This window comes from Croceivirga radicis (assembly GCF_002072105.2).
Taxonomy (GTDB): domain Bacteria; phylum Bacteroidota; class Bacteroidia; order Flavobacteriales; family Flavobacteriaceae; genus Croceivirga; species Croceivirga radicis.
The window spans coordinates 56,121-68,960 of record NZ_MTBC01000001.1; the positions used below are offsets into that span (position 1 = coordinate 56,121).

Here is a 12,840-nt window from a genome sequence, read left to right on the forward strand (position 1 = left end):
TTAATAATTAAAAAAATTAAAGATGCCCACATTACAATTTATTGCAACAACTCCAGAGCAATTAAAAAGAGAGATTACCGAAAACGTAAAACTTTTATTTGAAGATTTTAAAACAAACTTTCAACCCAGAGCCGCTGAAGAATTTCTAACTAGGAAAAGAACCGCTGAAATTTTAAAAATAAACCTCAGTACTCTTTATTTGTGGACTAGAAAAGGTTTATTGAAGTCTTATGGAATAGCAGGTAAGGTTTATTACAAAAGAAGCGAAGTAGAACAAGCTTTAATAGAACTTTAAACTTATGACAACGACAATAATACCAAAGCCCGTTGTCATGAATTACAACCTCAACACGGAGCGATTATTTAAATCCACAAGGCATTACGATTTACAAAAGGGATTACCAATATTAAGCGATAAACTTAACATCTCTTTAAATCAGAATTGTAGTAAAGCAAACTATACATACTCTTTAAAGATTAGAGATAATAATAAGTGGTCAAAACAAATTACTGGCTTGTTTCCCACCTATGATGCAAATATCTTCTTTGGCGACACAGAAGGCAAAAAAAACCTAATAATATTTCGCTTTTTAGAAAACGGCTATAAACTGAAAGTATATTTTTTTAGGGAGTTTTACACCAGAAAGTTAGTTGCTTTCCTACGCGCTTTTAAAGCTTATTATTAAACAAAAAAGAGGGTGGTACGAACACCCTCTAATTTTTCAAATTATACGCTAATATAACATCGTAAAGATAATGATTGATTTCACAAAAATTTGGGTTACCAATCCAATAATTATAGATAAAACGTGGAGACACCCACTGTTATACACAGAATCCCATTTAGATACACTCAATTACGGTACAGGTGAATTATTAAAGATTGAAAAGAAAGCCTATAAAGGGGTGAAATTTATTTTAGAACCTCATTGTCCAAAAGATATGAATGAAGCAAACAAACGGCTTGTTATTGAGTTTAAACCTCATTACTGGCATAACGCAAATATTCATAATGCAAACGATTTTAATGTTAGGCAGTCAATAGGAACATTTAATCAATTCATAAATCTATTTGGATTAATTGACACCCAATACTTTAAAATAGTTAATCTAGAGTTTGGGGTTAATTTCAGTGTAAATGGTTATGACAAAAACCTTGTTTTATATCCGTCATTTCATTCTAGAAATGAATTTCGAAAATCTAGAGATTTAAAATACAGCAGTATTGCACATTCTTTTGATAAAAGCGGAAAGCCAAATAAGTACTTGCAAATAAAATTTTATTCTAAAGGCTTTCAATTTCCAGATTACTGTAATGAAAACACCCTCAGATTTGAAGTAAAAACTAAACAGTCAAGGAAATTGAAAAAACTAGGCATTGCTAATTTGAAAGACCTTACTGAATTAAAAACATACGATAATATATATGACGAACTTTTAAAACAAGCAGGGAAATTACTTTTAATAGACCTCGATATTAAACCTAATAAATTAAAGAAAAGAGAAGTAAATAAACTTATTGAATGTTCAAATCCATTTTATTGGAATAAAGCAATAAATCAAAAAAGAGTTCAAGCCTTTAATGACAAAAAGAAAAGATATCTAAACAGTCTAGAAAAGACAGGTTTCAATCTAACCCAAACCGTAATTGACGCTATTTGCAACAAAGCAAACCTTTTGATGGTTTAAAACGCTAAAAATTCCACAGGAGTAATATTGAAGATAAAAGGTAAATATTCTACTATAATATAGTGTGAATACTTACCTTTTGTACTTTAAATCCTGTAGCAATGAATATACCAGAAGTAATATTACCAAAAGTCAAAGAAGCCTTTAACGATATGCATCTAAACTATGATGAGGTTAATTTTCAATTCATGAAAGTTGGAGACGCCACTATACACATTTTACATGAGGGGCAATATGTATGTAGTTATAATAATGAACCTAAATTCAATCATAGGTTCGACTATGGAATGAAGCATCTACATCTAGATTATTATACCACAAACAACAAATATCTTATTTAGCCTTATCCAATTTCTTAAGACCTAAAAAAATCAATAAATGGTGGACTTCTACAAATTTTAAAAAGTTCATAATAGCAGTCAAAAAAAAATAAAAAAGTGCTATTAGAAATAATATTATAGCAGATAAGTCTTTTAACGTAATAGATTCTGTATAACCATTTGAAATATTATCAGAAATCAGAACACCTATTACATAAAAAACAAAAGCAAAGAAAAAGAAATGAGGCTTTCCTTTCCTGATATATCTATTTAGAGAATATCTTAAGATACTCCACCTACTATAATAAATCGGATAAGCATATAATTTATGCAATTTGCTATGAAAAGAGTAATCCAAAATACCTAAATCTTCAGGAGTAAGAATTACGGTAGGCATCCTGTTTTTAATAAGAATGTCCGTTTTTGTATCATAATCTTGTCTATGCAATTTAGATTTATTGTATAAACCATAATATTCAACATAGACTTTTAAAGTTGGTAAGTAAAAATCGATTACCCTATAATTTTTTACATCCCCTTTAAGATTAATCTCCTTTACTTGTTCTTTATACTTAATGCCATTTTCAATAAAATAATTGGCGATATAATCTTCTCCTAAGGTTGGTTGGTACAATTTGATTCGGTTGTTTATTTAATATCGATAAAAACAGACAAGATATTATTTTATTGATAAAATTCACATGAACATTCTACTAATCCTAACAAATCCTAACCAGTACGCGCGCGTGAGTGTGAAATATTAGAATTACATCATCAAATAACGGCATGTTTACGGCATTTAATTAATTAATCTAAATTAATAGTTAATTCAGAAATTTTGATTAATCAACTTTATTTCAAGTTTTACCCAAACAGTATTGCACTATCTGTATCGCGTATAAAAAAACTATTGATTAACAATGGTTTAAAATAAAAGTTGTTATTTTATGCCATGCGTTATTTATTGATAACAATTCTAGTAGTTGGCTGTAATACTTCCCCCGAAATAGACCGACTAAAAATTGAAAACAAGAATTTAAAGAAAGAAATAGACAGTTTAAAAACTGAACTGAATGAATGCGATATGCTATTAAAGGCATATGAAGAAATCAATTTACACCTTTAGGTTAACACTTTATTTAAGTTATAACCTGTACCTGTAGTAAGATTAATATATTTTCTATAACCGAAACCAATCAAATAATCATTAATGTATGAGTTACATTATTGTAATCACATTTTAAGAAATATTCAAAAAAATTGACCATAATCAAAACACCTTCAAAAACATGAGATTTATAATATTATTATTTCTAGCCGTAAATTTAACAAACGCCCAAACCAGTTATTCCGAAGTAAGCAACCCAGATAAAAAGATAAGGGGAAAATTTGATTCTTATACTGCTTACAACGATGAGACCTATAAAGTGGGAGATAAATTTAACCTTCAAATAGCCGCAAATAATGGTGTTTATTTATCAGTATTCAGACCAGGTTTAATGATGTCTTACAGCCCTGAAAACTTCGGTGAAATAATTGAAATTTTAAAATTTAAAGCTCAACATACTATGGGATATGGCTATATGTACGCCATTGCAAAAGGTGAAAATGAAAATACATATCAGATAGCATTTGATGAAGCATTGAGATTAAAAGAAATCAAGAAGTTTTCAGACAACATTCAAGTTAAGGAAATTTATGATGAAATGAATGAAACTACAACCTATGAGACAACAAGCGTAACAATTGCATACAAATCACAACCCTATTTGGATTTTGATATTCGTAAGTTAACAGGTGGGAAGTATTATTTACGAGTATTATATCGCTCAAGATATGACATAGATGGATGTTTTAGAAAAAATGATAAGATCCAAATAAAAACTGATAAATATGGCATTATTGAACTGAACAATGTCTTGGAAACAGTTTGTGGCGATACAGGAGTATTAGCATATGAAATCCCTAAAAACTTACTTGAAAAATTATCTAGTAGCAATTGGACGTTAATGAGAGTACATCACAGCGAAATGTATCTTGAATATAAACCTGATGGCAATGATGATTATTTTGCTCAAATTTCAAATGCAATTCTAAAATATTAATTACCTCAATACTTCAAATCATGAAAAAATTGACATTCATAATCATTCAACTAGCATTCATGTTTGTAATGAGTCAAACAATCGAAGTAAATAATGGAAAAGTGATTTGGCAAAAAATATACAACAATAACAATAGCATCGATGAAGTCTATAATGCAATGGTTAAAACTGGACATTTTTATGATTTAACAAAAACAGAAAACCAAATAACCGCAAACATCAACCAATTCTTGCTTAACCGAAAAATCAGCGATTCTAAAGGAAGTCTTTATATGTATACTGATGATATAACTGGATTTGTCTTAGTCGAGTTTAAAGAAAAACGATATAGAATTACGGTAAAAAACTTAATCTTTATTAGTAACACTGAAATAAATATTTTGGGCAATGGAGTTGGAACGAGAGTGCCAATAGAAAAATATGCCCTAAACAGTAAAGGAGAATTTAGAAATTCATTTTTAAAGAGAGACGACGATATAATTAGCGCAAATTTGAATCAACTTTTCGAATTAAATAATCCAAATAATGAATGGTAAACTTTAAAAACTAATCTATATCTAAATTTCTTGGATAAAATGTTGGATAAAAAATAATGCGAAAATAAAAAAGCCTAGTAATTACAATAACTACTAGGCATTTAATGCTCCCCCTCTTGGGCTCGAACCAAGGACCCTCTGATTAACAGTCAGATGCTCTAACCAACTGAGCTAAGGAGGAATGTTTCATTCAAAACGGGTGCAAATATAAATTTTTCTTTTTTATACTACAAAGAAAAAATGCATCAATTTATTTAAAAATCATTTTGTACAAATCGTTTCCATTCGCAAACAACAGTAAACCAATCAATAAGAAGAAACCAACCATTTGTGCATATTCTAAAAATTTATCGCTTGGCTTTCTTCCAGAAATCATTTCGTATAGTAAAAACATTACATGCCCCCCATCTAGAGCAGGTATTGGTAATACATTCATGAAGGCCAAAATAATAGATATAAGCGCGGTTGTGGCCCAAAATGCCCTCCAGTCCCATGTTTCTGGGAACATGCTACCAATGGCCTTAAAACCACCAACACCCTTATAGGCCCCCGTAGAAGGATTAAATATCTTTTTTAAATTCTTGGCATAGTTGCCCAAAGTTTCCACACCTTGGTTAATACCCGCTGGTATGGCCTCAAAAAATCCGTATTTAACAGTGGCTACTTTAAAATAACCCATCTGCTCATACTCTTCCATTGTAAACTGTTGTAGACCCAAACCTAAAGTAGCTTCTTCAGAAACTTTGGCCACAACGTTTTTGGTCTTCCCTGATTTTGATTTTAAACTAAGGGTAACCTCTTTCCCTTTGTTCGCTTCTAATAACGGTGCCACCTGATCCATATATTCTGCCGGCTCACCGTTTATTGCAAGTAAGTGGTCACCTTTTTGCAAATCTATACCTTGATTGTGGCTACCTTTAGAAATGTCTTTTACATAAAAAGGCGAACGCAAAGAGATAAACCTTGCTTTATCCTCGTCTTCAATAAGTGTAGAAATAAAATCTACCGGTAGCTCCTTTTCAATTACTTGTCCGTCCCTTTCTATGGTAAGCGAATTTCCATTAATAAGTTCAAGCATTAAACTGCCGTAAGATTCTACGGGCTCACCATCTACCGCTAAAATTTTATCACCAGATTTAAGCCCTGCTTTGTCCCCTATGGTAGGCTCTACAATAGCAATACCGTCTTTTAAGCTGTCCATAGGAATATATTCCTTGCCGTATTTATAGGCCAGACCAATATATATTATAACAGCTAGTATAAAATTCACGGTAACCCCGCCCAGCATAATTATTAAACGTTGCCATGCTGGTTTACTTCTAAACTCCCAAGGTTTTGGTTCTTCTTTCATTGCTTCGGTATCCATACTTTCGTCTATCATACCAGCAATTTTTACATAGCCGCCCAAAGGCAACCATCCAATCCCGTAAACGGTTTCTCCAATTTTCTTTTGGAACAAAGCGAATTTTACGTCAAAAAATAAAAAGAACTTCTCTACTTTGGTTTTAAACAATTTTGCTGGAATAAAGTGTCCCAACTCATGCAAAACAATTAAAATAGAAAGGCTTAGAAAGAATTGTATAATCTGTATAACTACGGGGCTCATATTTTTTTATCTCTTAAAAACCAACAAAAGTACATTTTTAAAGGAGCTTACAAAACATTGGTCAACAGCCAGCAATTGTTTTTAAGAAAGAATTGGCAAGAATTACCGCTCAACTGGTTTGATTAATAGCATGTTCCCGTTTAATTTTGCTAAATGCTACAGTTTTTTTCCAAATTCAAAAAATTCTTTATCGTTCTAGGCATTTTATCGGTGATTATACTATATCTCATGTACAATGCTTTAAAACCGGAAAAAAGACTTCCTGTTTACCAACCCAACATGGTAAACCCAGAATTGGTAGATAGCACCTTGCTAGATGTTAAAAAGTACCATACCATAGCAGACTTTTCCCTGGTAAATCAAAACGGAAAAACCATTACACAAAAAGATTATAAAGGTAAAATCTACGTAGCTGACTTTTTCTTTACTACCTGCCCTACAATTTGCCCTATTATGACCAAGAACATGGCGGCAATTCAAGATAAAATTGGCGAAGAGGTAATGCTACTATCCCACTCGGTTACCCCCCAGATAGATTCTGTTGCCCAATTAAAAAAATATGCTCTTGAAAAAGGAGTGGACGATAGCAAATGGAATTTAGTAACAGGCGATAAAAAACAAATATATGCCTTGGCACGCAAGTCTTATTTAGCGGTAAAAAACGATGGCGATGGTGGCCCTTATGATATGATACATACCGAAAATTTTATTTTGGTAGATAAAGAAAGACGCATTCGCGGTTTTTATGATGGTACCAACCCAAAGGAAATAGATAAACTATTAGGTGATATTGAAATTCTAAAAAGTTCTTATTTAAAGGACTAATCCTCTTTAGTGTCTTTTTTTTACTGTATTTTTGCTCTTACTTATATTAAATCTAAATAAGCTTTGTTAACGACGGTTGATACACTTAAGAAAGGACAGAAAGGCATCATAAAAGAGTTTACCACCAATTTACTCCCTATAAAACTATTAGAACTTGGTTGCTTACCAGGTAATGTAATAGAACTTGTGCAAACCGCCCCTTTACGAGACCCAATATACATTAACGTTAACGGCTCACACATTGCTATAAGAAAAGCTCTTGCCAAACAAATAGAGTTAGAGCTAATAGAAGAGTCCCTGTAAAATGAGTAAAAACATAAACGTAGCCTTAATTGGAAACCCAAATACTGGAAAAACCTCCGTTTTTAATCAGCTAACAGGTCTAAAACAAAAAGTTGGCAACTATCCTGGCATAACGGTAGAAAAGAAAGAGGGTATCTGCAAACTACCTAGAGGGGTAAAAGCCTATATATTGGACCTGCCCGGGACCTACAGCCTAAATACTACTTCTTTGGATGAAAGTGTAGTAGTAGAATTATTGCTTAACAAGAACGATAAGGATTATCCAGATGTTGCGGTAGTTATTAGCGATGTTGAAAATTTGAAAAGAAATCTTTTACTGTTTACACAAATTAAAGATTTAAAAATACCTTCTATTCTGGTTATTAACATGGCCGATCGTATGGACCGTAAGGGCATTAGTTTGGATGTTGAACTTATGGAACAACGCCTAGACACCAAGATTGCCTTAGTTAGCACCCGAAAAGGATTTGGCATAGACCGCTTAAAAGAACTAATTGCCAATTACAAACAACTTTCTAATAAACCAAACATCAATACGGCGGTTATTGCCCCAGAATACTTTAAAAATTTAAAAGAGGTATTTCCTAAAGAAGACTTATATAAATTGTGGCTGGTTATTACACAAGATGTAAACTTTATGCCCATTGAGCGTAATGCCGCAGCATCCGTTAATGAGTTCAAGGCTAAATCAAAAACAGAATTAAAACGCCTACAACATAAAGAGACGGTATTACGCTACCAATTCATAAATGGAATTCTTAAAGAAACGTATAAAAAAGATTTTAGAACAGCTAAAGGGTTTCGTGGCAGTCTAGATAAAATACTGACGCATAAATTTTTTGGTTATCTCATTTTCTTCGCTATTCTTTTAACCATTTTCCAAGCCATTTTTGACTGGAGTGGTTATCCCATGGATTTTATAGATGCGCAATTCGCGGCATTGGCAGATTGGACCAAGAATACCCTACCGCCCGGTATATTAACCGATCTTTTGGCAGAAGGTATCATTGCCGGTATTGGAGGGGTAGTCATATTTATACCACAAATTGCCTTTTTATTTCTGTTTATTTCCCTATTAGAAGAATCTGGCTATATGAGTAGGGTAGTGTTTTTAATGGACAAATTAATGCGTCCGTTTGGGCTTAGTGGTAAGAGTGTTGTTCCATTAATGTCTGGTACAGCTTGCGCCATACCTGCCGTAATGGCCACAAGAACAATAGAAAACTGGAAAGAACGGCTCATAACCATACTAGTTGTTCCTTTTACTACTTGTTCCGCACGTTTGCCCGTTTACTTAATTCTAATCGCCTTAGTAATCCCAGAGGGTAGGTTTATAGGATTAAGCTATCAAGCACTTACTCTAATGGGGCTCTATTTACTAGGTTTTGTTATGAGTCTATGCTCTGCCATGATTTTAAATAAAATCTTGAAAATTAAGAGTAGATCGCTCTTTATGATAGAAATGCCTGCCTACCGCTTGCCCTTGTTCAAAAATGTTTTTTATACGGTGGTAGAAAAAACTAAAAGTTTTGTTCTAGGTGCCGGTAAAATTATTCTAGCCATCTCTATTGTTTTATGGTTCTTAGGCAGCTATGGCTGGTCCAATGAATTTAAAAATGCGGAAACGATAGTCAAAGAAAGGATTGATAACGAGGGCTTTAACGCCTACAGTAAGAATTATTTACAAAACAACCTTGAAGCATTTAAATATCAATTAAAAGACAGCGCACTTTCTAAAAACGATAAAATTGATTTAACCAATATTAGAACAGCCCTGCAAGAAAGAGATGTAGAATTACATGACCGATTGGTAGAACAGGAAATTGCTAGTTTTAAACTGGAAAACTCTTTTATTGGGCAAGCTGGCAAAGCGATTGAGCCAATAGTGAAACCCTTGGGTTATGACTGGAAAATAGGCATTGCTGTAATTACCTCTTTTGCCGCAAGAGAAGTATTTGTAGGTACCTTGGCCACCATATACAGTGTAGGTAGTGACGAGGAGGAAACTATTAAAAATAGAATGGCCGCCGAAGTAAACGCCAACGGTAAACCGCTATTTAATTTAGCAACTGGGGTTTCTTTAATGTTGTTCTATGCATTTGCCATGCAATGCATGAGTACATTGGCCATTGTAAAACGCGAAACCAACTCTTGGAAATGGCCACTTTACCAATTGTTATTTATGAGTGCTATTGCCTACGTAACAGCCTTTACGGCATACCAAATTTTAAAATAATGATACAAACTATAGTAGCCGTGCTCATCCTAATATTGGCCTTAGCCTATTTGGTAAACAAATTTTTATATCCCCTGCCCTTTTTTAACTCCAAGAAAGACCCTAAAAACTGTGGCAATAGTGATTGTGGTTGTTCGTAATTTATTATAGTTCTATCACTATTTTGGTATGTTTGCCTTGGTGTAAAAAAGCACATTCTTTAAAGTTAGGTGGGCCAAATGTTTTCATCTTACCAACGGAAAATGCCACTTTTTCCTTTGGAATACCCAACCAATTCATATCTAAGCGGTCGTTGCCATTTTCGTCATGAAAAATAGCCAAGGCATATTCCCCTTCTGGCATATTTTCCAAACTTACTTTGGTAACCCCTTTTACAGCTGGCATCTTATTGTATTTATAAACATGGGCTTCTTTTAAAAAACCTTCTTCTTGCTTATATACCGCTACACTAATATTACCCTTATCTGATGGTACTTTGTGTACTTCTACCTCTACTTCTTGGCCATACCCTTGTGTTATGGCAAAAAATACACAGGCAAAAAGTAATAACTTAAACTTTATCATAGTAGCATTGCTATTTCTTGGTTATATACGCTAACAATAGTTATTCCAAAGTATTGTTCATTCTCGCTAATTTTTCTTTAATAAGTCCATACCAGCGTCTTGTTTCTAAACTATCTGCCGTATTCCAATATAGTACCAATGAGTCTTGATAAACCATTTTTATCTTAGTCTGGTTTAAATCATCTACAAAAACATAGGTTTTGGTTCCATAAAGAGAATCTTTAAAAACACCCTTTTCTTTTGCTAACCATGAGAATCCAGATTGGCGTTCCATCTTTGGAAATTTTTCTACCAGATATAAACTGTCTACTGCATCTAACGGCACATTTTTTCGGTAAACTCCACTAAAAATTTTTAATTCATCTGCTTTTATAGATACATAGTTTTGATAATGTAGGGCAAAAGCAGCAATACTTACCACCACTGCCAACACTACTAAAATGTTCCAAATCCAATTACCTTTCTGCATTTTCCTTTGGGTTTTCAAACTTATTAAACCAAGCTAAGGTATGTGCAATTTTTGAAATTAAATTACTGGGTCTATTGGCAATACCGTGGCTCGCTTCTGGTATTTCTACCAAAACCGTTTCTATTTTACGCAATTTTAGGGCATGATATAATTGTTTTGCCTCAGACGGAGGCGTACGCAAATCGTTCATACCTACCATAACCATAGTAGGAGTTTCTATATTTCCAACTAAGGATAACGGGGAAAACTTCCAGTAATTTTCAAAATTTTCCCACGGTTGGCCAGGGTATCTAGAATTTGCATACCCAAAATAATTATCGGCCACTAATGTTTTGCTAATCCAATTCATGACCGGTTTAGCTACTACCGCCGCCTTAAACCTATTGTTTTTCCCTATCATCCATGCAGACATGATGCCTCCGGCAGACCCACCGGTAACATACAGTTTATCCTCATGTGCCACACCCTTTTCTATAAGATAGTCTACCCCATCCATTACATCTTGGTAATCATCACCTGGATAATTATTCAATAATAAATTACCAAATTCTTCCCCATAACTAGTGCTGCCCCTGGGGTTTGGGTAAAACACAACAAAACCATTGGCCGCATACAGTTGCATCTCAATAGAAAAACGGTCTCCGTAATTTAATATGGGGCCGCCATGATTCTCTACCAAAAATGGATATTTTTTAGATGCATCATAATTTGGCGGATATACCACCCAACCTTGTATATCTCTATCATCTACGGTAGATTTAAACCAAACCTCTTCTACCTTACCCAAGGTTTTAAAATCTAATAAGGCTTTATTTAATTGTGTTAGGGTGTTAAGGCTTCCCTTTTTGGTCAACAAGGCAATTTCTGCCGGAAATTCTGGAGTTGTATAAGTATAAGCAATAGCTCCTGATTTAGAAACAGAAAAAGAACCGCTGCCATAAGGCCTACCCAAAGTAGTACCCCCTCTGTTATCAGCAATTTTTGAAACCTTACCGTTTAAGGAAACATAACCTATTTTACCGTTTCCTTTATCATCATAATTAAAATACAAACCCTTACTGTCTGCAGACCAAACTATACCCGAAATGTTTCTATCTAAATTATATGCCAATTTGCGCTTATTACCTCCGTCTGCATCCATCAAGTGAATTTGTCTAATTTGATAGGCTTCATACTTATCTTCATAACTTAAATAGGCAATGGTACTCCCATCTGGAGAAACCACCGGGTTACTGTCTGGGCCATCTTGCTGGGTTAATTCTGTGATAATACCGGTTTTTACCTCAACCGAATAAATCTCACTATTTCTAAAACGATATTCCCAATCTGGCACCCGGTTGGCAGAAAAATAAATTTTAGAGCCGTCTTTACTCCAAGATAAGCTACCCCGGTGATGCCAATTACCAGAGGTTATTTGCCTTACGGCACCTCCATTTGCCGGCATAACAAATAACTGATTAAAACCAGGCGCTATGTAACCCCTACCATCTGCCTCATGATACACCCTATCTGTAATTCTGGGCATATTTGCCCATTTTGCCCCCTCAGGTTTTGCGGGCAATTTTGCTAATACCGGAGCTTTTTCTGGTACGTTCATAGAAAATGCCAACTGGGTACCGTCTGGAGACCACGTTATGCTACTTGGGCTATGTGGCAATTGAGAAATTTTGGCCGTTTTCCCGGTTTTTACCCAATACATAAAGATTTCAGAACCTTCGTCCGTAGCACTGCCATAAACTATTCTATCTCCATTGGGAGACCAACTTGCAGCATACTCAGACCCTTCATGAACCGTTAATTTTTGATGCTCGCTACCATCAGATTTTAAAAGCCATAGGTTACCAAAAGAGCGGTCCTTCATAATGTCAAAACCCATTTTCCTGTAAACAATCCAATCGCCATTAGGCGAAATTTCAGGATCGGTTGCGTATTGTAATTGAAAAATGTCTAAGTAATCAAATTTTGATTTTTGGGCTGATCCGTACGTGCTCAATAAAAAACAAAACGAAATAAAAAGAAGTTTCTTCATTGTTGGTCTGTTAGTTGGTTTTAAAGGTAAATGAAACTGTTGATATAGTCAAAACACAGGGTATACCTTGCTTTCCTTCTCGCCGCAAAATCTAAAATTTAATACTTCAATAACCCATTCTAAAAACTTATTGTAAACCCGTATCTTGTAGCTATCAT

15 protein-coding genes and 1 tRNA gene are annotated in these 12,840 nt (G+C 34.0%); 10 read left to right on the forward strand and 6 right to left on the reverse strand.

Annotation, left to right across the window (positions count from 1 at the left end):
* The first annotated feature begins 22 nt into the window (after window positions 1-22).
* From BUL40_RS00285 to BUL40_RS00300, 4 genes are all read left to right on the forward strand, one after another.
* Window positions 23-295: a helix-turn-helix domain-containing protein gene (locus BUL40_RS00285; protein ID WP_080317612.1), complete on the forward strand. Its 273-nt coding sequence runs from the start codon at window positions 23-25 to the stop codon at window positions 293-295.
* Between the two features lie 4 nt (window positions 296-299).
* Window positions 300-686: a hypothetical protein gene (locus BUL40_RS00290; RefSeq protein ID WP_141239622.1), complete on the forward strand. Its 387-nt coding sequence runs from the start codon at window positions 300-302 to the stop codon at window positions 684-686.
* Between the two features lie 70 nt (window positions 687-756).
* The gene (locus tag BUL40_RS00295; protein WP_080317614.1) at window positions 757-1,689 is read left to right on the forward strand and encodes a hypothetical protein; all 933 of its coding nucleotides are present in this window, start codon (window positions 757-759) and stop codon (window positions 1,687-1,689) included.
* Window positions 1,690-1,790: 101 nt separating this feature from the next.
* Window positions 1,791-2,030, forward strand: a complete 240-nt coding sequence (locus BUL40_RS00300; RefSeq protein WP_080317615.1) for a hypothetical protein — start codon at window positions 1,791-1,793, stop codon at window positions 2,028-2,030.
* On the opposite strand, the gene BUL40_RS00305 is transcribed toward BUL40_RS00300, so the two are convergent.
* Window positions 2,023-2,643 (reverse strand): hypothetical protein, encoded by a 621-nt coding sequence (locus BUL40_RS00305; protein ID WP_080317616.1) that lies wholly within the window; start codon window positions 2,641-2,643, stop codon window positions 2,023-2,025. The genes BUL40_RS00300 and BUL40_RS00305 overlap by 8 nt on opposite strands.
* Window positions 2,644-3,298: 655 nt before the next feature.
* On the opposite strand from BUL40_RS00305, the gene BUL40_RS00310 reads away from it, so the two are divergent.
* Both BUL40_RS00310 and BUL40_RS00315 read left to right on the forward strand, forming a co-directional pair.
* Window positions 3,299-4,114, forward strand: coding sequence for a hypothetical protein (locus BUL40_RS00310; RefSeq protein WP_080317617.1), 816 nt, complete (start codon window positions 3,299-3,301; stop codon window positions 4,112-4,114).
* Between the two features lie 20 nt (window positions 4,115-4,134).
* On the forward strand, window positions 4,135-4,650 hold the full coding sequence (locus BUL40_RS00315) for a hypothetical protein (RefSeq protein ID WP_080317618.1): 516 nt from the start codon (window positions 4,135-4,137) through the stop codon (window positions 4,648-4,650).
* Between the two features lie 107 nt (window positions 4,651-4,757).
* On the opposite strand, the gene BUL40_RS00320 is transcribed toward BUL40_RS00315, so the two are convergent.
* Window positions 4,758-4,831, reverse strand: a tRNA-Asn gene (locus BUL40_RS00320).
* Between the two features lie 69 nt (window positions 4,832-4,900).
* Window positions 4,901-6,256 (reverse strand): RIP metalloprotease RseP, encoded by a 1,356-nt coding sequence (rseP, locus tag BUL40_RS00325; protein ID WP_029511516.1) that lies wholly within the window; start codon window positions 6,254-6,256, stop codon window positions 4,901-4,903.
* A gap of 153 nt (window positions 6,257-6,409) precedes the next feature.
* Here rseP and BUL40_RS00330 point away from each other — a divergent pair, with 153 nt between their 5' ends.
* From BUL40_RS00330 to BUL40_RS00345, 4 genes are all read left to right on the forward strand, one after another.
* The gene (locus tag BUL40_RS00330) at window positions 6,410-7,081 is read left to right on the forward strand and encodes an SCO family protein (protein ID WP_080317619.1); all 672 of its coding nucleotides are present in this window, start codon (window positions 6,410-6,412) and stop codon (window positions 7,079-7,081) included.
* Between the two features lie 63 nt (window positions 7,082-7,144).
* Window positions 7,145-7,384 carry a FeoA family protein gene (locus BUL40_RS00335; protein WP_010518713.1) on the forward strand — a complete coding sequence of 80 codons (240 nt, stop codon included), beginning with the start codon at window positions 7,145-7,147 and terminating at the stop codon, window positions 7,382-7,384.
* Between the two features lies 1 nt (window position 7,385).
* A complete protein-coding gene (feoB, locus tag BUL40_RS00340) occupies window positions 7,386-9,620 on the forward strand; it encodes a ferrous iron transport protein B (RefSeq protein ID WP_080317620.1) in 2,235 nt (744 codons plus the stop codon).
* A complete protein-coding gene (locus tag BUL40_RS00345; protein WP_095529361.1) occupies window positions 9,620-9,760 on the forward strand; it encodes a FeoB-associated Cys-rich membrane protein in 141 nt (46 codons plus the stop codon). Before feoB ends, BUL40_RS00345 begins: the two co-directional genes overlap by 1 nt.
* Window positions 9,761-9,764: 4 nt before the next feature.
* On the opposite strand, the gene BUL40_RS00350 is transcribed toward BUL40_RS00345, so the two are convergent.
* Genes BUL40_RS00350 through BUL40_RS00360 form a run of 3 tightly spaced genes read right to left on the reverse strand, consistent with a single transcriptional unit; the run spans window position 9,765 to window position 12,682 of the window.
* Window positions 9,765-10,184, reverse strand: a complete 420-nt coding sequence (locus tag BUL40_RS00350) for a DUF2141 domain-containing protein (protein WP_010518715.1) — start codon at window positions 10,182-10,184, stop codon at window positions 9,765-9,767.
* Window positions 10,185-10,224: 40 nt separating this feature from the next.
* Complete coding sequence (locus tag BUL40_RS00355) at window positions 10,225-10,653, reverse strand: hypothetical protein (RefSeq protein ID WP_080317621.1); 429 nt, start codon at window positions 10,651-10,653, stop codon at window positions 10,225-10,227.
* Window positions 10,640-12,682 (reverse strand): S9 family peptidase, encoded by a 2,043-nt coding sequence (locus BUL40_RS00360; RefSeq protein ID WP_080317622.1) that lies wholly within the window; start codon window positions 12,680-12,682, stop codon window positions 10,640-10,642. The genes BUL40_RS00355 and BUL40_RS00360 overlap by 14 nt, the downstream gene beginning before the upstream one ends.
* Window positions 12,683-12,840 lie beyond the last annotated feature (158 nt).

Coding starts and splice junctions, on each gene's coding strand:
- BUL40_RS00330 (WP_080317619.1), top strand. CDS start 6,410: ATGCTACAGTTTTTTTCCAAATTCAAAAAATTCTTTATCGTTCTAGGC.
- BUL40_RS00290 (WP_141239622.1), top strand. CDS start 300: ATGACAACGACAATAATACCAAAGCCCGTTGTCATGAATTACAACCTC.
- BUL40_RS00345 (WP_095529361.1), top strand. CDS start 9,620: ATGATACAAACTATAGTAGCCGTGCTCATCCTAATATTGGCCTTAGCC.
- BUL40_RS00310 (WP_080317617.1), top strand. CDS start 3,299: ATGAGATTTATAATATTATTATTTCTAGCCGTAAATTTAACAAACGCC.
- BUL40_RS00315 (WP_080317618.1), top strand. CDS start 4,135: ATGAAAAAATTGACATTCATAATCATTCAACTAGCATTCATGTTTGTA.
- BUL40_RS00355 (WP_080317621.1), bottom strand. CDS start 10,653: ATGCAGAAAGGTAATTGGATTTGGAACATTTTAGTAGTGTTGGCAGTG.
- BUL40_RS00295 (WP_080317614.1), top strand. CDS start 757: ATGATTGATTTCACAAAAATTTGGGTTACCAATCCAATAATTATAGAT.
- feoB (WP_080317620.1), top strand. CDS start 7,386: ATGAGTAAAAACATAAACGTAGCCTTAATTGGAAACCCAAATACTGGA.
- rseP (WP_029511516.1), bottom strand. CDS start 6,256: ATGAGCCCCGTAGTTATACAGATTATACAATTCTTTCTAAGCCTTTCT.
- BUL40_RS00285 (WP_080317612.1), top strand. CDS start 23: ATGCCCACATTACAATTTATTGCAACAACTCCAGAGCAATTAAAAAGA.
- BUL40_RS00300 (WP_080317615.1), top strand. CDS start 1,791: ATGAATATACCAGAAGTAATATTACCAAAAGTCAAAGAAGCCTTTAAC.
- BUL40_RS00350 (WP_010518715.1), bottom strand. CDS start 10,184: ATGATAAAGTTTAAGTTATTACTTTTTGCCTGTGTATTTTTTGCCATA.
- BUL40_RS00360 (WP_080317622.1), bottom strand. CDS start 12,682: ATGAAGAAACTTCTTTTTATTTCGTTTTGTTTTTTATTGAGCACGTAC.